This is a genomic window from Bordetella trematum, assembly GCF_900078335.1.
GTDB classification, from domain to species: Bacteria; Pseudomonadota; Gammaproteobacteria; order Burkholderiales; family Burkholderiaceae_B; genus Bordetella; species Bordetella trematum.
Window position 1 is genome coordinate 18,708 of record NZ_FKBR01000011.1, and the last position, 17,843, is coordinate 36,550.

Below are 17,843 nucleotides of genomic sequence, written 5' to 3' on the forward strand. Positions count from 1 at the left end.
TGATAGAAAGCTAGCAAGTTTGTTTCGGGAAACACCATGGACATACAGCTCAACGACATCGCGCTATTCGTCGAGGTCGCCAAGCGCAAAAATTTCAGCCATGCAGCCGAGGCACTGAGCATCCCCACCTCCACGCTGTCGCGCCGCGTCAGCGAACTGGAACGCAGCATCGGCATGAAGCTGCTGAACCGCAGCACGCGCCGCATCGACCTGACGGAAGCCGGGGTGATCTATTTCGAGCGTTGCCGCCACATCGTCGAAGAAGCCCGCGTAGCCCACGAACAGCTGCAGGACATGGCGGCACAGCCCAAGGGCAGGCTGCGCATTTCCATGCCGACCAGCCTGGCACAGTTGTTCCTGCCGATCGTCATCCGCGACTTCCGCGAGCAGTACCCCGACATCGAGTGCGACTTCGATCTGAGCATGCGGCCGATCGATCCGATCAGCAACCCCTTCGATCTGGTGCTGCGCTTCGGCCCCCAACCGGACTCCAGCCTGGTGGCCAGGCAGATCGTGCTGATGACGCAGCAGCTCTACGCCTCGCCGGAATATCTGGAGCGCCACGGCGAGCCCCGCGTGCCAGCCGACCTGGGGCACCACGAATGCCTGCGCCCGGCCATGAACGAAGCCTATTCGTACTGGGTGCTGCACTCAGGGGAGAAGGTCGAACGCGTTCAAGTCACCGGCCGCTTGGCGGCCAACAACGTCGGCATGCTGGGCAGATTGGCCAGCAACGGCTTGGGCATCACGCCCTTGCTGGTCTTCGATGCGATGGAACGGGCCATTTCGCAAGGGGGGCTGCTGCGGGTGTTGCCACAGTGGAGCCTGACCCCGATCCCGCTGTTTGCGCTGCTGCCCTCGCGCCGCATTCCGGCCAAGACGAGGGCATTCCTGGATTTCATCCAGCCGCGCCTGGCAGAAGCCGACGCTTGATGCCGGCTATTCGCCGGCGTCGAACTGACAGACGGTGTAGAGCGGCGTGCCGGTATCGGCGATATGTTGCGAACCGCCCAGATAGGGCAGGTCGATGATGGCTGCAGCCTCGACCACGTTAGCGCCCAGGCGCTGCAACAATTTGATGGCTGCCACCATGGTCCCGCCGGTGGCGATCAGATCATCGACCAGCAGCACGCGTTGACCGGTGCGCACGGCATCGGTATGCATCTCGACCGTGGCGTTGCCGTATTCGAGCGAGTATTCCTCTGCCACCGTACGGTAGGGCAGCTTGCCCTTTTTGCGCACCGGCACAAAACCCAGGTTGAGCTCGTAGGCCAGCACGCTGCCCAGGATGAAGCCGCGCGCATCGACGCCGGCCACCAGATCCAGGCGCTGGCGCATATAACGGTAGACGAAGAGATCGATCAGAACGCGGAAGGTGCGCGGATCCTGCAGCACGGGGGTAATGTCACGAAAGGTCACCCCAGGCTGCGGCCAGTCGGGGACGCTGCGGATTGTGCGCCGGATCAGCTCGGCGTAGTCGGTCTGCATGGAGATACCCCCGGTTTTGAAGCAAGGCGAACTATACCCGCGCCGGCGCGCCTAGGCCAGCCGCCCGTCATGCAGGCGCAACACCCTGTGGACAGCCCCCTCGGGCAGGCGCGCATGCGTCGCCAGCACCACGCTGCGGCCGCCGCAGGCGTGGGCAAGATCAGCCAGAAAGGCCTCCTCGTTGTCGCGGTCCAGGCCCGCCGTCGGTTCGTCCAGGAGGATGACCGTAGCCGGCGACAGCAGGACCCGCGCCAGACACAGGCGACGCGCCTGGCCCGCCGACAGACCCGCACCGGTCTCACCGACCCAGGTATCCAGCCCCTGAGGCAAGGAGCGCACGAAGTCGGCCAGACGCGCAGCCTGCAATGCGCGCCACAGCGCCGGCTCGTCTGCTTCGGGCGCGCCGATCAGCAAATTGCTGCGCAAGGTGCCCAGAAACACCGGAGAGTCCTGAGAAAGCAGGCCGATACGGGCGTGCACCTCGGCCTGGGCCGCCTGGCGCAGATCCTGCCCGCCATAGCTGACCACGCCTTCAAGGGGGTCTTCCAGACGCAGCAACAGGTGCAGCAGGGTCGATTTTCCGGATCCGCTGGGGCCCACGATGGCGACCCGCTCGCCGGGCGCCACGCACAACGACACCCCATCGAGAACGGCGGCCGCACGCCCCGGATAAGCAAAGCGCAGGTCCGCTGCCGCCAGGTCGCCGGCTTGCGGCAGAGGCCGGGCCAGCGGCGGGTCCTGCAGATCGGGCTCGGCGCGGGTAAGGTCGCCGATGCGGCGCGCCGCGGCGCGCGCGGCTCCCAGGCGCGAGACGCCGCGCATGATGGGACCGGCCACCTCGAACACGGCCAGCGTGGCCAACACCAGACCTGCCATCAGCGGCCCGGAAATCTCCCCCGCCGCCAGCGCCGGCAGGCCATACCAGAGCACGGCCACCACGGCGGCCCCGGCCGCCAGCTGCACCAGCCACAAGCCCAGCGCCGCCACGTTGGCCTGCGCCTTGCGGGCAGACTGCACCTGGGCGCAATGTTCTGCGAACCGGGCACGCACCGGCCCCTGCGCATGCAGGGCGGCGATGTCCACATGCCCCTCGACGGCTTCAAGCACCGCATGGCGCATTGCCCCCGAACTGGCCTGGATGCGCTCGCCGGGACGGCGCGCGGCGCGCGACAGCCACCCGGGCACGAGCACGCAAGCCAGCAGCAACGCCAACGCCAGCGCCAGGCCGGCGGCCGGCACGTGATAGCCCATCACCAGACAGAAGATGGCGCCGCCCAGCACGGCCGTGCCGACCGGAATGATCACAAACAGGAAGATCGTATCCAGCGCATCGACGTCGCCGGTAAGCCGCGCCACCAGATCGCCGGCCCGGTAGCGTGCCAGCTGGCGCGGCGTCAGACGCAGCAGGGAGCGGAAGACGGTAGCGCGCAGGTCGGCCAGAAGGCGCAGGGTGGCCGAGTGGCCGGCCAGGCGTTCCGCATAGCGCGAGATGATGCGCAGAAAGGACAGCCCGCGCACCAGCGCCGAGGGCACGAACAGATTGAAGGCCACGCCCACGCCGGCCAGGGCGGTCGCCGTGAGGAACCAGCCCGCAACGCCCAGCAGCCCCACCCCGGCAGCCAGCGTCAGCACTGCCAGCAGCAATGCGCCCAGAAGCGCGCCGCGGCGTTTGCCATACAGGTTTTTCAGCAACGCCCACATCTCAGTGCGTCTCCAGGCGACCGTCGGTCAACTGCCAGCGACGCGGCAGGCGTTCGGCCACGGCGGCCGAATGGGTGGCCAGCACCAGGGTGCGGCCCTGGGCAAAGGCCAGGATCTCATCGATGACGCGCGCCTGGGTGTCTTCATCGAGATGGGCCGTGGGCTCATCCAGCAGGATAAGCGCCGGATCGCGCAGAAAGAGACGCGCCAGCGCCAGACGCTGGGCCTGCCCGCCCGACAAGCCGCGTCCGCGGTCGTCCAGCGGCGTTTGCAGCCCCTCGGGCCAATCCTGGATGAATTCCAGCACCCGGGCGCGCCGGGCAGCCTCGGCCACTGCGGCATCGTCGGCCAGCGGACGCGCCAGGCGGATGTTGTCGGCCAGGGTGCCGGCCAGGAGATAGGGCCGCTGCCCGATGAAGGCCACGCGCTCGCGCAAGGCCGCCTCATCCCAGTCGGCCAATGGCCTGCCATCCAGCCAGAGGCCGCCCTCGGCCTGTACGCCCAGGCGTCCGAGCACCTGCAACAGAGAGGATTTGCCCGCGCCGCTGGCGCCCATGAGGGCCACGTGATCGCCAGGCAGCAGTTCGAATGCGGCGCCCTCAAATACCGGTTGCGGACGCCCCGGCATGCGTAGCGACAGGTCCTGCGCCCGCAGGCCGGCTGCCTGGCTGGCGCCCTCGTGCGAGGACGGCGCCTGCGGCATGGCCGGCGTCGTGTCGGGCAGCTCGTCGAACAAGGCGGCCAATTGATGAACGGCCGCTCGCGCCGTACCGCGATCATGGTAGTGCGCAGCAAACTGGCGCAGCGGCGCATAGACCTCGGGCGCCATCAGCAGACAGAAGAACGCCGCCTGCAGGGTCAGGGGCGTACTGCGGATATCGATATAGCCCAGAAAGGTCAGGCCGATATAGACCGCCACGCCTGCCACACCCAGGGCCGCGAAGAATTCGAGCACGGCCGAAGACAGAAAGGCAATGCGCAGCACCGAGAGCGTGCGCCGGCGCAGCGATTCGCTGGCCTGCACTACGGTTTCGGCCTCGGCCTCGGCGCGGCCGAACAGCTTCAGGGTGGCCATGCCGCGCAAGCGGTCGGCGAAAAAGCCCGACAGGCGTGCGAAGGCCTGCAGATGGCGACGGCTGGCGGCCTCTGCGCCCCAGCCGACCAGCGCCATGAACAAGGGAATCAGCGGCGCGGTCACCAGCAGCAGCAGGCCGGAGACCACATCGAAAGGCAGCACCACCACGGCAAAGGCGACCGGCAACACCGCGGCCGCCCCCATGGCGGGAATGTATTTGGAGAAAAAGCCATCCAGCGCATCGACCTGCTCGATCATGCCGCTGGCCAGTTCACCGGAGGCGCGCTCGCGCGACCATTGCGGGCCACGTGCCAGCAGGTTGGCGAACAATGCCTCACGCACCTGGCGCTTGATGGTTTCGGCAGCGCTGGCGCCCGCCCGCTCGCCCACCCAGCCCAGGCAGGCGCGCAGCACGATCAGGCCCGCGATGGCAAGAATGGGCGTCAGCAGGACTTCCCGCGTGACACCCTCCATGATGGCCCTGTGCAGCACCTGGGCCAGCAGCCAGGCCTGCACCACCAGCAACACCCCGGACAACAAGGGCGCCAGCGCAGCCAGGCCGATGGCCCGGCTGGCCAGCCGTCGACGCGACATCAGCCAGCGCGACTGCTCCTTGGGAAGCTGCAGGAGCACGGCCGAGGGGTCGTGCTCCATTGCCGAACGGCCGCTCACTCGCCGGCCGGCGTATGACGCGGATCGTGGGCATGGCCCTCGCGCAGCTCAAACCACATTGCATTGAGGATGGCAAAGGCGCATGCCAGACCCAGGCCGAGAATCCATGAGAAATACCACATGACCGGGCTCCTTCTTCAGTATGAGTTGGGCGTGTCGCCGACGGTTTCCGGGGTCACCTTGCCACGCATGACGCGGTACACCCAGGCGGTGTAGGCCGTCACGATGGGCAGGAACACCACCACGGCAATGACCATGATCCACAGGGTGAGATGGCTGGACGACGCATCCCAGACCGTCAGACCGGCGACCGGGTTGACCGAGGAAGGCATGATAAACGGAAACAGCGCAAAACCGACCGTCAGGATGATGCCTGCCAGCGTCAGCGACGACGCCAGGAAGGACAGCACGTTGGCGCGCATGGCCAGCAAGGCGATGGTCAGCAGCGCGCCGCCCACGCCCAGCGCCGGGGCGATCCAGAACAGCGGCCATTTGTCGAAATTGTGCAACCAGGCTCCCTGCTCGGCGACGACCGTCTTGATCATGGGATTGGCCGGGCCGTTGGGATCGATGGCGCTGGTGATGACATAGCCATCCAGCTTGGCCACCCAGAAGCCGGCCGCCACGAACAGCACCGCCGTCAGCAATGCGGCCAGCTGACCGATGCTGCGCGCACGCCCCGAGATCGGGTCGGTGGTACGCCAGGCCAGCAGCACGGCGCCGTGCATCACCAGCATCAGCACACTGATCACACCGGCGAGCAGCGCAAAAGGCGTGAAGAGCTGGAAGAAATGGCCTTCCCAGAAGGGGCGCAGGGTGATGGCGTCAAAGTTCTGGGGCACGCCCAGGATGACGTTGCCCATGGCCACGCCGAACACCAGCGAGGCGACCACGCCGGAGAAGCACAGCACGTAGTCCCAGTTGTTGCGCCAGCGCGGGTTCTCCATCTTGCTGCGGTACTTGAAAGCCACCGGACGCAGGATGAGCGCCAGCAGCAGCAGCAGCATGGCCAGGTAGAAGCCCGAGAACGAGGCGGCGTAAAGCAAGGGCCAGGCCGCGAAGATCGCGCCGCCGGCGGTCACCAGCCAGACCTGGTTGCCTTCCCAGACCGGGCCGACCACGTTGATGACGACACGGCGCTCGGTGTCGTTCTTGGCGACGACCGGCAGCAGCGCGGCCACGCCGAGGTCAAAGCCGTCCATGATGGCGAAGCCGATCAACAGGGCGCCGAGCAGCACCCACCAGATCACGCGCAGCGTGTCCAGCTCCAGGGGAATCAAGGTATCCATATGCGTTCTCCGGATCAGGCGTCAACAGCGGCGATGACAGGGTTGGCGTCGCGTCCCTGCGGACCCTCGCCCTTCTCGGGCTTGGGACCGGCCTTGATGGCATGCGTCATGACCTTGATGCCGATGATCAGCAGCACGGTGTAGAGCACGATGAACACCGTCAGGCTGATGGCCAGGTCCAGCACCGACAGGCCAGAGGCGGCGTAATACGTCGGCAGCACGCCCTCGATCACCCAGGGCTGGCGGCCGTACTCGGCCACGAACCAGCCGCACTCGATCGCCACCCACGGCAGCGGCATGCTCCAGAAGGCAATCTTCAGCAGGCGCGGATGCGCAGCCAGCTTGCCCCGGGTCGACAGCCAGAAGGCGACTGCGAAGAACACGATGAAATAAAAGCCCAGCGCCACCATGATGCGGAAGGTCCAGAACAGCGGCGCCACGGTGGGCACCGTGTCCACGGCAGCCTGCCGGATATCGGCGTCCGTCACCTTGCTCATGTCGGACTGGTAGCGTTTGAGCAGCAGGGCGTACCCGAGGTCTTCCCAGGTGCGGTCGAAGATGGCGCGCGCCTCGGCATCCTTGGGATTGGCGCGGATGCGTTCGAGCGCCTCGGCCGCCACCATGCCGTCGCGGATGCGCGTTTCGGCGCGGGCGATGAGGTCATCGATGCCCAGCAGCGGCGTGGTGAGCGAACGCGTGCCGATCAGGCCCATCACATAGGGGATGGAGATCGAGAAGTCGTTCTTGCGATCTTCCTGGTTGGGCCAGGCGATCAGGTGAAAGCCGGCCGGAGCAGGTTCGGTCTCCCACATCGCTTCAATGGCTGCAACCTTCATTTTCTGGTGTTCGGTGGTGAGGTAGCCGCTTTCGTCACCCAGCACCACGACCGACAGCGCCGAGGCCAGGCCGAAGCTGGCCGCCACCGCCATCGAGCGCTTGGCCAGATCGATGTGACGGCCGCGCAGCAGATACCAGGCGCTGATCGCCATGACGAACATGGCCGCACAGACATAACCGGCGCTGACGGTGTGCACGAACTTGGCCTGCGCCACGGGGTTGAACAGCACCGCCGCGAAGTCGGTCATTTCCATGCGCATGGTGTCGGGGTTGAAAACCGCGCCCACCGGGTTCTGCATCCAGCCGTTGGCAATCAGGATCCACAGCGCCGACAGGTTGGTGCCCAGCGCGACCAGCCAGGTGACCACCAGGTGGGACACCTTGGACATGCGGTTCCAGCCGAAGAAGAACAGGCCGACGAAGGTGGCTTCCAGGAAGAAAGCCATCAGGCCCTCGAGCGCGAGCGGGGCGCCGAAGATGTCACCCACGTAGTGGCTGTAGTACGACCAGTTCATGCCGAACTGGAACTCCATCACCACGCCGGTGGCCACGCCAAGGGCAAAGTTGATGCCGAAGAGCGTGCCCCAGAAGAGGGTCATCTTTTTCCAGATGGCCCGCCCGGTCATCACATAGACGCTCTCCATGATGGCCACCAGGAAGGACAGGCCCAGCGTGAGCGGCACGAAGATGAAGTGATAGAGGGCCGTCGCCGCAAATTGAAAACGCGACAGGTTGACGACATCGAGGTCAATCATGAGTACGCTCCTCAATAGGCGAGAGGCCGGCGCCGCCGACATGGCCGTCCGGCATCCTTGTCGGCCATGATACGGCCCGTGTATACAGCTTCATAGACTTATTCCCGATTGCTCGCGGGCCGGCCCGAATTCCTGCCCCGCAACTTCCCGGCAAAATCCAGCACCTTCTGGACCTTGGACCCCAGGCGCATCAGGTTCTGGAGGGTCTCGGGCGGCAGGCGCTGCACCTCATCGAACCAGCCGGTAGACAGCTCGATGAGTTCCAACATTTCGTACATTCGTTGTTGCGCATAAGCCTCGTCTTCGCCCGAGGCGGGCGCCAGCAAGGTGTCGCGCAACAACGTGAGCGTGGGATCGATTTCGCGTTTGCGCTTTTCTTCCATGAGGATGCGGAAGATCTCCCAGACATCCTTGGGCGTCTCGAAGTACTCCCGGCGATCCCCCACCTGGTGCATCAGCTTGACCAGGCGCCACGACTGCAGCTCTTTGAGGCCCATGCTCACGTTGGAGCGCGAGAACCCCAGCGCCTCGGCGATGTCATCGGCATGCAGCGGGCGGGGCGACAGGAACAGCAGCGCATAGATCTGACCGACCGTGCGGTTGACCCCCCAACGGCTGCCCATTTCACCGAAATGCAGCACAAAACGTTCAATCTGGGGAGATAGCGCCACGAAAAATCCTGTTACTTTGATTTCAGAAATTCCTGAAATTATCGAATTTCGTGAACAAAAAGGCAAGTTGCAGGCGCCATCGCCCTCTTTACTCTACGTCAGCAGGCATTGTCGTGCGTCGGCGCGCAAAAAGTTCACACGGCCGGCGCACTCCTTTGATCTGGAGCAAACCGGCCGTGCTTGAGGCCATCGGGCAAGGCCGACGCCAGGGCAGGAAACAGCAGCGCGAAGCGGGCTCAGCCCGGCTGCACGCTCACGGCAGCGGACACCCGGCGGGCCTTCTCGCGCGCAGCCTCCGGCGTCTCGGCCGTCGCCAGGCCAACGCCCATGCGGCGTTTGGCAAAGGCTTCGGGCTTGCCGAAAAGGCGCAGATCGGTGCCCGGCTCGGCCAGCGCCTGGGCCACGCCATGGTAGGTCACGCCACGGCCGTCCTGGCCGCCGTAGATGACACTGCTGGCGCCCGGCTGCCGCAGGCTGGTGTCGACCGGCAGCCCCAGCAGAGCGCGGGCATGCAGTTCGAATTCGTTCTGGACCTGGGTGATCATGGTCACCATGCCGGTGTCATGCGGACGCGGGCTGACCTCGGAGAACCACACCTCGTCGCCCGCCACGAACAGCTCGACGCCAAAGATGCCCAGGCCGCCCAGATTCTGCGTCACCTTGAACGCCATGTCCTGGGCGCGCGACAGCGCCAGGGCAGACATCGGATGAGGCTGCCAGCTCTCGACGTAGTCGCCATCGACCTGCAGATGGCCGATAGGGTCGCAGAAACGGGTCTGCACCTGACCGTCGGCGCCACGTGCGCGCACGGTCAGCAGGGTGATTTCATAATCGAAATCGATGAAACCCTCGACGATGACCCGGCCCGCGCCATTGCGCCCGCCTTCCTGGGCGTAGCGCCAGGCCGGGGCGACGTCCTCGGGCCGGCGGATGACCGACTGCCCCTTGCCGGAGGAGGACATCACGGGCTTGATCACGCAGGGGTAGCCGATGGCCTCGTCGATGGCGGCCTGCAGCGCCTGCTCGGTGTCCACGAAGCGATAGGGCGAGGTGGCCAGGCCCAGCGTCTCGGCGGCCAGCCGGCGGATGCCCTCGCGATCCATGGTCAGGCGCGCCGCGCGCGCGGTGGGCGTGACACGCACCTGGCCGGCGTTCTCGAGCTCCACCAGCACGTCGGTGGCGATGGCCTCGATCTCGGGCACCACTACCTGCGGCCGTTCCTGTTCGATCACGGCGCGCAGGGCGACGGGGTCGGTCATGGGGATGACATGGGCGCGATGCGCCACCTGGTGGCCCGGCGCGTCCGCATAGCGGTCGACCGCGATGACTTCGACGCCCAGGCGCTGCAGGGCAATGATGACTTCCTTGCCCAGTTCGCCGCTGCCAAGCAGCATGACGCGGGTAGCCGAAGCCGACAAGGGGGTGCCAAGCACCGGAGCGGGGAAAGTGGTCATGGAATGAGCAGAAGAGACAGGCGACAATGACGGCGGGCGGCCCGGCGCCGCCCCAAAATCGAGCCGCCAGAATGCCATAGCCGCCCGCGCCGGGCAAATGCGCCGGGCTGCGTTTAAAATCGGTCCATGAGCGAACATGTCCCTTCTTCCGCCGATGCGCTGACATCCGCGCGCAACACCCTTCAGACCGAGGCGCAGGCCATCCTGGACCTGCGCGAGCGCCTGGACACCAGTTTCTTCCACGCCGTGGCCATGCTGCTGGCCTGCAAGGGGCGGGTCGTGGTCAGCGGGCTGGGCAAGACGGGACACATCGCACGCAAGATCGCCGCCACCCTGGCCTCGACCGGCACGCCCGCTTTCTTCATGCATGCGGCCGAAGCCGCCCATGGCGATCTTGGCATGCTGACCGCCGACGATGTGCTGGTGGCGCTGTCGCACTCCGGCAGCAGCAGCGAGTTGCTGACCATTCTGCCGCTGGCCCGCCGCCTGGGCGCGGGCGTGATCGCGATTACGGGCAACCCCGACTCCGAGCTGGCGCAACAGGCCGACATCCACCTGGACGCCAGCGTCGAACACGAGGCCTGCCCCCTCAACCTGGCCCCGACCGCCAGCACCACCACGGCACTGGCGCTGGGCGATGCCCTGGCGGTCGCCTGTCTGGAGGCGCGCGGTTTCGGCCCGGCCGACTTCGCCCGCTCGCATCCGGGCGGCGCCCTGGGCCGCCGCCTGCTGACCCATGTGCGCGACGTCATGCGCCACGGATCGGCGCTGCCCACGGTGGCCAGCACCGATCCGCTGTTCCGCGCCCTGGAGGAAATGTCGGCCAAGGGCATGGGCATGACGGTCGTGGTCGATGATCACTTCCGCCCGGTGGGCATCTTCACCGACGGCGACCTGCGTCGCCTGATCGAGCGCCAGGGCGACGTACGCGGCCTGATGGTGGCCGAAGGCATGACGCGCAATCCACGCAACATCGATCCCAATGCGCTGGCCGCCGAGGCAGCCGGCATCATGGACACACACCGCCTGAACCAGATGCTGGTCGTCGACGACGACGGCGTGCTGATCGGCGCCCTCCACATGCATGACTTGATGGCAGCCAAAGTAGTATGACGATGACGACGCCCCCCCGCCTTGCCCATCCGGCCGAAGCCCTGCTGCTGGCCCGTGTCGCCCAGCCGGTACGCGAACGCGCAGCCGCCGTACGCCTCATGGTGTTCGATGTCGACGGCGTGCTGACCGACGGCAGCCTATACTTCGGCGAACAGGGCGAGATGCTCAAGCGTTTCAATGCGCTGGACGGCCATGGCCTGCGTCTGCTGATGGAAAGCGGCATCAAAGTGGCGTTGATCACCGGGCGCGCCGGCCCGATCACGGCGCGCCGGGCCGCCGAACTGGGCATTGCCGAACTGATGCAGGGCGTGCGCGACAAGGGCGCAGCCCTGACTGAACTTGCGCAACGCCTGGGCATCCAACTCAATCAGACCGGGTTCATGGGCGATGACATCATCGACCTGCCCGCCATGCAGCGCGCCGGCTTTGCCGCCAGCGTAAGCAACGCGCCGGCCTATGTGGCGCAGGCTGCGCACTGGGTATCGACCCAGCCGGGCGGCAGCGGTGCGGCACGCGAGTGCTGCGACCTGCTGCTGGCAGCCCAGGGCCGGCTGGGTGCCTTCCTGAACACGCCCGCCGTCCTGACCGGCCCCGGCGCCATCCAGTAACCCATAGGTTTCCATGAAAGACCGCTTCCCCTCGCTGATTGCGCTGTTCCTGCTGCTGAGCCTGGTGGCCGGCACCTGGTGGGCAGCCGATTATGCGCAGCGGGCCATCCCCATCGATCCGCCGCGCCGCATCACCCACGAAAAGGACGCCTGGTCGCGTAATTTCGTGATGTTGCGCACCGACGCGCAGGGCAAGCCCATCAACCGCCTGGAGGGCGCCTACGGCGAGCACTTCCCGGACGACGACTCGTATCACATCACCTCGCCACGGGCGATCGGCCAGCAGGCCAACAACCCCATCACGGTGGCGGTCTCCAAGACCGCCATCATGGAAGACGGCGGCAAGCGCATCGTCATGAATGGCCAGGCGCACGTCTCGCGCAGCGCCGATGCCCGCAATGACGCGCTCGATGTACGCAGCGAGCAGCTGATCCTGCTGCCCGACGACGACGTGGTCTATACCGACCTGCCCGCCCGGGTCGTCAAAGGCAACTCACGCATGAACGGCACCGGCATGCGATACAACAACAAGACGCGCCAGCTGGAAGTGCATGCCTCGACCGGTGTCGAGATCGCCCCGGCCGACTCCCGCCCGGCGGCCCCCCGCAGCGCGCCTGACAACCAGAACCCGACAACACCATGACCCCTTTCCGGACTTTCCTGGCGTCCAGCCTGGCCGGCCTCGCCACGGCCCTGTGCACGCCGGCCCTGGCCCAATCATCCTCGGCCGAAGCTCCCAGCACGCTGATTCTCTCCGACTCGCTGCACTATGACGACGTCAAGCGGCAAAGCGTCTTCACCGGCAACGTGTCCCTGACCCGCGGCCTGATGACCCTGCATGCCGACAAGCTGGACGTACGCGAAGACGCCAAGGGCGGCCAGTTCGGCACCGCCACCGCCAACAAGGGCAAGCTGGTACGCATCCGCCAGGAGCGGCCCGAAACCTTCGAGGTGATCGAGGGCGAAGGCCTGCGGGCCGAGTACGACGGCAGCAAAAGCCAGTTCGATCTGATCGGCAAGGCCGTGGTCACGCGCTTCATCTGTGGCAAGCCCTTCGACACCATTCGTGGCGAACGGGTGCGCTACAACGAAAAAACCGGCACCTACCAGGCCGAAGGCGGACCCAACTCGTCGGCCCCGGGAGGACGGGTGCGTTCGTTCTCGCCGCCGCGCGCCAAGGCCGACGCCGCCATCGCCGAATGCCGCGCCCAGTCCGGCCGTGGCGCCAAATCGAAGTAAATCGCCGCCCCCACTTATGACGCACCCTTTCGCGAACACCTCCTCCGCCACGCTTGCCGCGGGCCAGCAAGGCAATCTGCGCGCCACCGGACTGCGCAAGACCTATAACGGCCGCACTGTGGTGCAGGACGTCTCGCTATCCGTGCAAAGCGGCGAAGTGGTCGGCCTGCTTGGCCCCAACGGCGCTGGCAAGACAACCAGCTTCTACATGATCGTCGGGCTGGTGCCGGCCGATGCCGGACGCATCGAGATCGACGGCGACGACATCACGGCCATGCCCATCCACAAGCGCGCGCGCAAGGGGTTGTCGTACCTGCCCCAGGACGCCTCGGTGTTCCGCCGCCTGACGGTAGAGCAGAACATCCGCGCCGTGCTGGAACTGCAGCTCGATGCGCAGGGCAAACCGCTGTCGGGCCCGCGCATCAACGAGGGCCTGGAAGCCCTGCTGGACGAATTGCAGATCGGCCATATCCGCAGCAGCACCGCCATCTCGCTGTCGGGTGGCGAGCGCCGGCGCGTCGAGATCGCGCGCGCCCTGGCCACCAACCCGCGCTTCATCCTGCTCGACGAACCGTTTGCCGGCGTGGACCCGATCGCGGTCATCGAGATCCAGCGCATCGTGCGCTTTCTCAAGGGCCGGGGCATCGGGGTGCTGATCACCGACCACAACGTGCGTGAAACCCTGGGGATCTGCGACCGGGCCTACATCATCAGCGAAGGCAAGGTGCTGACCGACGGCCACCCCGACGAGATCGTGGGCGATCCGGCCGTGCGGCGCGTCTATCTGGGCGAACACTTCCGCATGTAGCCATGCCCCCGCTGCGTCCTGCAAACCGCTGTCCCGCGACAGCGGTTTTTTTTGCCTGCGCAGTGTGCAGCGCAACACGGGAGGGTCAGTCCCCGGAGAGATCGGCCAACGCCGGATACCCCTTGTCAGAAGCGCTATCCGTCTCTTTCCAAGGCTTGATCCAACACCCTTGTATTCGGGCAAGGAGTCTATACACTAGTACTCAAGGAGCCGGATTTTCCGGCCCGTATCCGCAAAGCAAAGGAGGCTGTCCAACGCGGTACAACGCGCAATCTGCGCAACCTGTTTTCCCATTCTCTTTCTGGAAGGAGAGCGCACTATGAACCTGAGCATCAGCGGTCGTCGCCTCGACGTCACCCCGGCCATCCGGGAATATGTCACGAACAAACTGGCGCGTGTATTGCGACACTTCGACCATGTGATCGATACCCAGGTCATGCTCTCGGTGGAGCCCCTGCGGCACAAAGCCGAAATCACGATGCATCTCAGCGGCAAGGATATCCATTGCGAAGCCGTGGATGAGAACCTGTACGCCGCGATAGACCTTCTGATCGACAAACTGGACCGCCAGGTCATCAAGCACAAGGACAAGCTGCAAAATCACGCCAACGAGTCCGTGAAGCGACACAGCGCCGCCGAAAGCGCGCCGCAACCCTAATCCCGCGCCTCACACCCTCTCGTGGCGGCCCGCCGCCCATCCTGACCTGAGCTGAAACAGCTCGTATCGGAACCGATGTCCCCCCTTTTGCATTACCGGGCGGACATCGGCCCCCTTCCCCGGCTTTCCCAAAATCCAACACCTCGCTTCCCACCAGTGCGCAGTCGGTCTATGCTTGCGTGCTCATCGCCTGCATCGCCTTTTTTTGCACCGCGTCATATAACCCTATAATGATCCGCATGAATCACTTGTCGCGCATCCTCCCCGCCGGCAACGTCGTGCTCGATATGCTCGCTACCAGCAAAAAACGGGCGTTCGAACAAGCCGGTCTGCTCTTTGAAAACCACCATGGGCTGGCCCGATCGGTCGTGTTCGACAGCCTGTTCGCCCGCGAGCGTCTGGGCTCCACGGCGCTGGGGCAAGGCGTGGCCGTGCCGCACGGCCGCGTCAAGGGCCTGGACCAGGCTGTGGCCGCCTTCATCCGCCTGGCGCAGCCCATTCCCTTCGATGCGCCTGACGGCCAACCCGTTTCGATGCTGCTGTGCCTGCTGGTCCCCGAGACCGCAACGCAGCAGCACCTGGACATCCTGGCCGAACTGGCGCAGCTGATGTCCAACAAGACCCTGCGTGAAGCACTGGCCACCGAGACAGACCCGGCCGAAGTGCACCGCATCCTCACGACAGGTCAGCTCTGAGGCACCGTCCCATGCTCACCGTCCAGGAACTGATCGACGACAACGCCGACACCATCCCCTTTCACTGGATTGCCGGGCAGGGGTCGGCCGATCGCAGCATCTCCGACGACGGCCTGGGCGCCGCCGACCTGGTCGGCCACCTGAATCTGATCCACCCCTCGCGCATCCAGGTCTTCGGCCAGGAAGAACTGGCCTACTACACCCGCTTTGACCTGCGCCGCCGCATCCATCACATGGATGAGTTGCTGATCGGCGGCGTGCCGGCGATCCTGCTGGCCGATGGCCTGTCCCCTCCCCAGGACCTGATCGACCAGTGCGACCAGCATCAGGTGCCGCTGTTGTCCACGCCGGTGGCGGCAGCCCAGCTCATCGACCTGCTGCGCATCTATCTGGGCAAGAAACTCGCCCCCACCACCACGGTGCACGGCGTGTTCATGGACGTGCTGGGCGTGGGCGTGCTGATTACCGGCGAATCCGGCCTGGGCAAGAGCGAGCTGGCGCTGGAACTGATCTCGCGCGGGCACGGCCTGGTGGCCGATGACGCGGTCGAGTTTTCCCGCACCGCCCCCAACATGATCGAGGGCCACTGCCCGCAACTGCTGCAGAACCTGCTGGAAGTGCGCGGCCTGGGCCTGCTCGATATCCGCACCATCTTCGGCGAGACCTCGGTGCGCCGCAAGATGCGCCTGAAGCTCATCGTGCACCTGGTGCGTGCCACGGCCCAGGACAAATTCGAACGCCTGCCGCTGCAGGACATCACCCAGGACATGCTGGGCCTGCCGGTGCGCAAAGTGATGCTGCAGGTGGCGGCCGGACGCAACCTGGCCGTGCTGGTCGAGGCGGCCGTGCGCAATACCATACTGAAGCTGCGCGGCATCGATACCCTGGGCGAATTCATGGAACGCCAGGCCATGGCGATCCTGCAAAGCAGCAAATAGGCGGGGCCATACCCCTCATTGATGCATGCGCGCAACCTCGCCGCCGGCGAGGCCGCCGGCCCGGCCGTGGCCGCGCAATTCATGCCACAATCACAGCATGTTAAGAGTCGTCCTCATTACCGGCATCTCCGGCTCTGGCAAGTCGGTGGCCCTGCGTATGCTCGAAGACGCAGGTTTTACCTGCGTGGACAACCTGCCGCTGCGCTTTCTGACCGAGTTCGTCGCAGCCGCCCGCGATGACGGCATGGAGCGCGTGGCGGCCGCCATCGACGTGCGTTCGCCGGGCCAGCTGGCCGAGTTGCCCAACGTCATCACGGCCTTGCGCGCCATGGGCACGCAGCTCTCGGTGGTCTTCCTGGACGCCAGCACCGCCACCCTGACCCAACGCTATTCCGAATCGCGCCGCCGCCACCCCCTCACCGATCGGGCGGCACGCGGCGGACAATCGCTGTCGCTGGCCGACTGCATCGACATGGAGCGCGAACTGCTCGCGCCGGTGCGTGACCAGGAACATGTCATCGACACCTCCGACCTGACTCCGGGCCAGCTGCGCGCCTGGATCCGCGAGCTGATCGACGCCGACCGCTCCCCGCTGGTGCTGACCTTCGAATCCTTTGCGTTCAAGCGGGGCGTACCCAACGACGCCGACCTGGTGTTCGACGTGCGCTGCCTGCCCAACCCCTATTACGACCGCCACCTGCGCCCGCTCACCGGGCGCGACCAGCCGGTGGCCGAGTGGCTGTCGGGCTTCGAGATCGTCCAGCGCATGGTCGATGACATCGACGGCTTTCTGCGCCGTTGGCTGCCGCAATACACCCTGGACACCCGCAACTACCTGACGGTCGCCATCGGCTGTACGGGGGGACAGCACCGCTCGGTCTATGTGGTCGAGGAACTGGCCCGCCGCTTCAGCGAGCACGACCCGCTGCTGGTGCGCCACCGCTCCCAGTTGCCCAAAGACCCGGCATGAGCGTGCGCCGCCTGCCGACCCTGGCCGTCCTGATGCTGGTCCTGATCCTGGCCGGCTGCGGCACCAGCAGCAAGCGCGGCGGCGCCTATTACAAGGATGACGGCCCGCACGCTTCGGTGCCCTCCAACCTGGACAGCATCCCGGACGCCGTGCCACGCCTGGAACCCCTGGCCAGCGGCCCGAACCGTCCCTACGTGGTATTCGGCAAGCGCTATGTGCCCGACACCTCGGAGCGCCCCTATCGAAAGGAAGGCCTGGCCTCCTGGTACGGCAAGAAGTTCCACGGCAACCCGACGTCCAATGGCGAGTCCTACGACATGTACCAGATGACGGCGGCCCACCCGACCCTGCCCATCCCCAGCTACGCGCGGGTGACGAGCCGGATCAATGGGCGCAGCATCATCGTGCGGGTCAACGACCGCGGCCCCTTTCACAGCGACCGCATCATGGATCTGTCTTATGTAGCGGCGCACAAACTGGGCATCATCGGCCCGGGCAGCGGCCCCGTGCTGGTCGAGCGCATCCTGCCGGCCGAAATCCGCGCCATGCAAAACGCTGAGCCCGGCACAGCGCCGCAGGTCTATGCCCTGCCGCAAGCGCCTGCGGCGCGCCCCGTGACCCTGGCGACGGGGCCGGGGATCTATCTGCAACTGGGTGCCTTCAGCCAGGCGGACAACGCCCACAAGCTGGCCAACCGGGTCAATGACATCCTGGCCAGCGCCGGCCCCGCAGCCACCATCGAGCAGACCTCCGGCCTGTTCCGCGTACGGATGGGGCCCTATGCCTCGCGCGAGGCGGCCCAGCAGGCAGCCTCGCAGCTGGCCGAGCAGACCGGCCTGATGCCCAGCGTGGCCGCGCAATAAGCGCATCCT

Annotated in this window: 19 protein-coding genes; 11 read left to right on the forward strand and 8 right to left on the reverse strand. The window is 66.1% G+C overall.

Features of this window, described 5'->3' with window-relative positions; all coding sequences use genetic code 11:
* Positions 1-36: 36 nt before the first annotated feature.
* Positions 37-933 (forward strand): LysR family transcriptional regulator, encoded by an 897-nt coding sequence (locus A7V84_RS04210; protein ID WP_025515314.1) that lies wholly within the window; start codon positions 37-39, stop codon positions 931-933.
* A 6-nt stretch (positions 934-939) separates the two neighbouring features.
* Here A7V84_RS04210 and A7V84_RS04215 read toward each other — a convergent pair whose 3' ends face one another.
* The 8 genes from A7V84_RS04215 to purT all read right to left on the reverse strand — a co-directional run bounded on the left by A7V84_RS04215 (position 940) and on the right by purT (position 9,942).
* A complete protein-coding gene (locus tag A7V84_RS04215; protein WP_025515312.1) occupies positions 940-1,488 on the reverse strand; it encodes an adenine phosphoribosyltransferase in 549 nt (182 codons plus the stop codon).
* A gap of 51 nt (positions 1,489-1,539) precedes the next feature.
* Positions 1,540-3,189, reverse strand: a complete 1,650-nt coding sequence (cydC, locus tag A7V84_RS04220) for a thiol reductant ABC exporter subunit CydC (protein ID WP_025515311.1) — start codon at positions 3,187-3,189, stop codon at positions 1,540-1,542.
* A gap of 1 nt (position 3,190) precedes the next feature.
* Positions 3,191-4,936, reverse strand: a complete 1,746-nt coding sequence (gene cydD / locus A7V84_RS04225; protein WP_025515309.1) for a thiol reductant ABC exporter subunit CydD — start codon at positions 4,934-4,936, stop codon at positions 3,191-3,193.
* The gene (gene cydX / locus A7V84_RS04230; protein ID WP_025515307.1) at positions 4,933-5,058 is read right to left on the reverse strand and encodes a cytochrome bd-I oxidase subunit CydX; all 126 of its coding nucleotides are present in this window, start codon (positions 5,056-5,058) and stop codon (positions 4,933-4,935) included. Before cydX ends, cydD begins: the two co-directional genes overlap by 4 nt.
* 15 nt (positions 5,059-5,073) lie before the next feature.
* On the reverse strand, positions 5,074-6,225 hold the full coding sequence (cydB, locus tag A7V84_RS04235; protein WP_025515305.1) for a cytochrome d ubiquinol oxidase subunit II: 1,152 nt from the start codon (positions 6,223-6,225) through the stop codon (positions 5,074-5,076).
* 14 nt (positions 6,226-6,239) lie between these two features.
* A complete protein-coding gene (locus tag A7V84_RS04240) occupies positions 6,240-7,817 on the reverse strand; it encodes a cytochrome ubiquinol oxidase subunit I (protein WP_025515304.1) in 1,578 nt (525 codons plus the stop codon).
* A gap of 98 nt (positions 7,818-7,915) precedes the next feature.
* Positions 7,916-8,488 carry a GbsR/MarR family transcriptional regulator gene (locus tag A7V84_RS04245; RefSeq protein ID WP_025515303.1) on the reverse strand — a complete coding sequence of 191 codons (573 nt, stop codon included), beginning with the start codon at positions 8,486-8,488 and terminating at the stop codon, positions 7,916-7,918.
* A 236-nt stretch (positions 8,489-8,724) separates the two neighbouring features.
* Entirely contained in the window at positions 8,725-9,942 is a 1,218-nt protein-coding gene (purT, locus tag A7V84_RS04250; RefSeq protein WP_025515301.1) for a formate-dependent phosphoribosylglycinamide formyltransferase, read from the reverse strand.
* 126 nt (positions 9,943-10,068) lie between these two features.
* On the opposite strand from purT, the gene A7V84_RS04255 reads away from it, so the two are divergent.
* The 10 genes from A7V84_RS04255 (at position 10,069) to A7V84_RS04300 (ending at position 17,834) form a co-directional block, all read left to right on the forward strand.
* Entirely contained in the window at positions 10,069-11,055 is a 987-nt protein-coding gene (locus tag A7V84_RS04255; RefSeq protein WP_025515299.1) for a KpsF/GutQ family sugar-phosphate isomerase, read from the forward strand.
* A complete protein-coding gene (locus A7V84_RS04260) occupies positions 11,052-11,663 on the forward strand; it encodes a KdsC family phosphatase (protein WP_025515297.1) in 612 nt (203 codons plus the stop codon). The genes A7V84_RS04255 and A7V84_RS04260 overlap by 4 nt, the downstream gene beginning before the upstream one ends.
* A 13-nt stretch (positions 11,664-11,676) precedes the next feature.
* Positions 11,677-12,306, forward strand: coding sequence for an LPS export ABC transporter periplasmic protein LptC (gene lptC / locus A7V84_RS04265; RefSeq protein WP_025515296.1), 630 nt, complete (start codon positions 11,677-11,679; stop codon positions 12,304-12,306).
* A complete protein-coding gene (gene lptA, locus A7V84_RS04270) occupies positions 12,303-12,902 on the forward strand; it encodes a lipopolysaccharide transport periplasmic protein LptA (protein ID WP_025515294.1) in 600 nt (199 codons plus the stop codon). Before lptC ends, lptA begins: the two co-directional genes overlap by 4 nt.
* A gap of 16 nt (positions 12,903-12,918) precedes the next feature.
* Entirely contained in the window at positions 12,919-13,710 is a 792-nt protein-coding gene (gene lptB / locus A7V84_RS04275; protein ID WP_025515293.1) for an LPS export ABC transporter ATP-binding protein, read from the forward strand.
* Between the two features lie 319 nt (positions 13,711-14,029).
* Positions 14,030-14,368: a ribosome hibernation-promoting factor, HPF/YfiA family gene (hpf, locus tag A7V84_RS04280; protein WP_025515291.1), complete on the forward strand. Its 339-nt coding sequence runs from the start codon at positions 14,030-14,032 to the stop codon at positions 14,366-14,368.
* A 239-nt stretch (positions 14,369-14,607) separates the two neighbouring features.
* A complete protein-coding gene (locus tag A7V84_RS04285; protein ID WP_025515289.1) occupies positions 14,608-15,063 on the forward strand; it encodes a PTS sugar transporter subunit IIA in 456 nt (151 codons plus the stop codon).
* 11 nt (positions 15,064-15,074) lie between these two features.
* On the forward strand, positions 15,075-16,001 hold the full coding sequence (gene hprK, locus A7V84_RS04290; protein WP_063491613.1) for an HPr(Ser) kinase/phosphatase: 927 nt from the start codon (positions 15,075-15,077) through the stop codon (positions 15,999-16,001).
* 97 nt (positions 16,002-16,098) lie between these two features.
* Positions 16,099-16,971 carry an RNase adapter RapZ gene (gene rapZ, locus A7V84_RS04295; protein ID WP_025515285.1) on the forward strand — a complete coding sequence of 291 codons (873 nt, stop codon included), beginning with the start codon at positions 16,099-16,101 and terminating at the stop codon, positions 16,969-16,971.
* Complete coding sequence (locus A7V84_RS04300) at positions 16,968-17,834, forward strand: septal ring lytic transglycosylase RlpA family protein (protein ID WP_025515283.1); 867 nt, start codon at positions 16,968-16,970, stop codon at positions 17,832-17,834. The genes rapZ and A7V84_RS04300 overlap by 4 nt, the downstream gene beginning before the upstream one ends.
* Positions 17,835-17,843 lie beyond the last annotated feature (9 nt).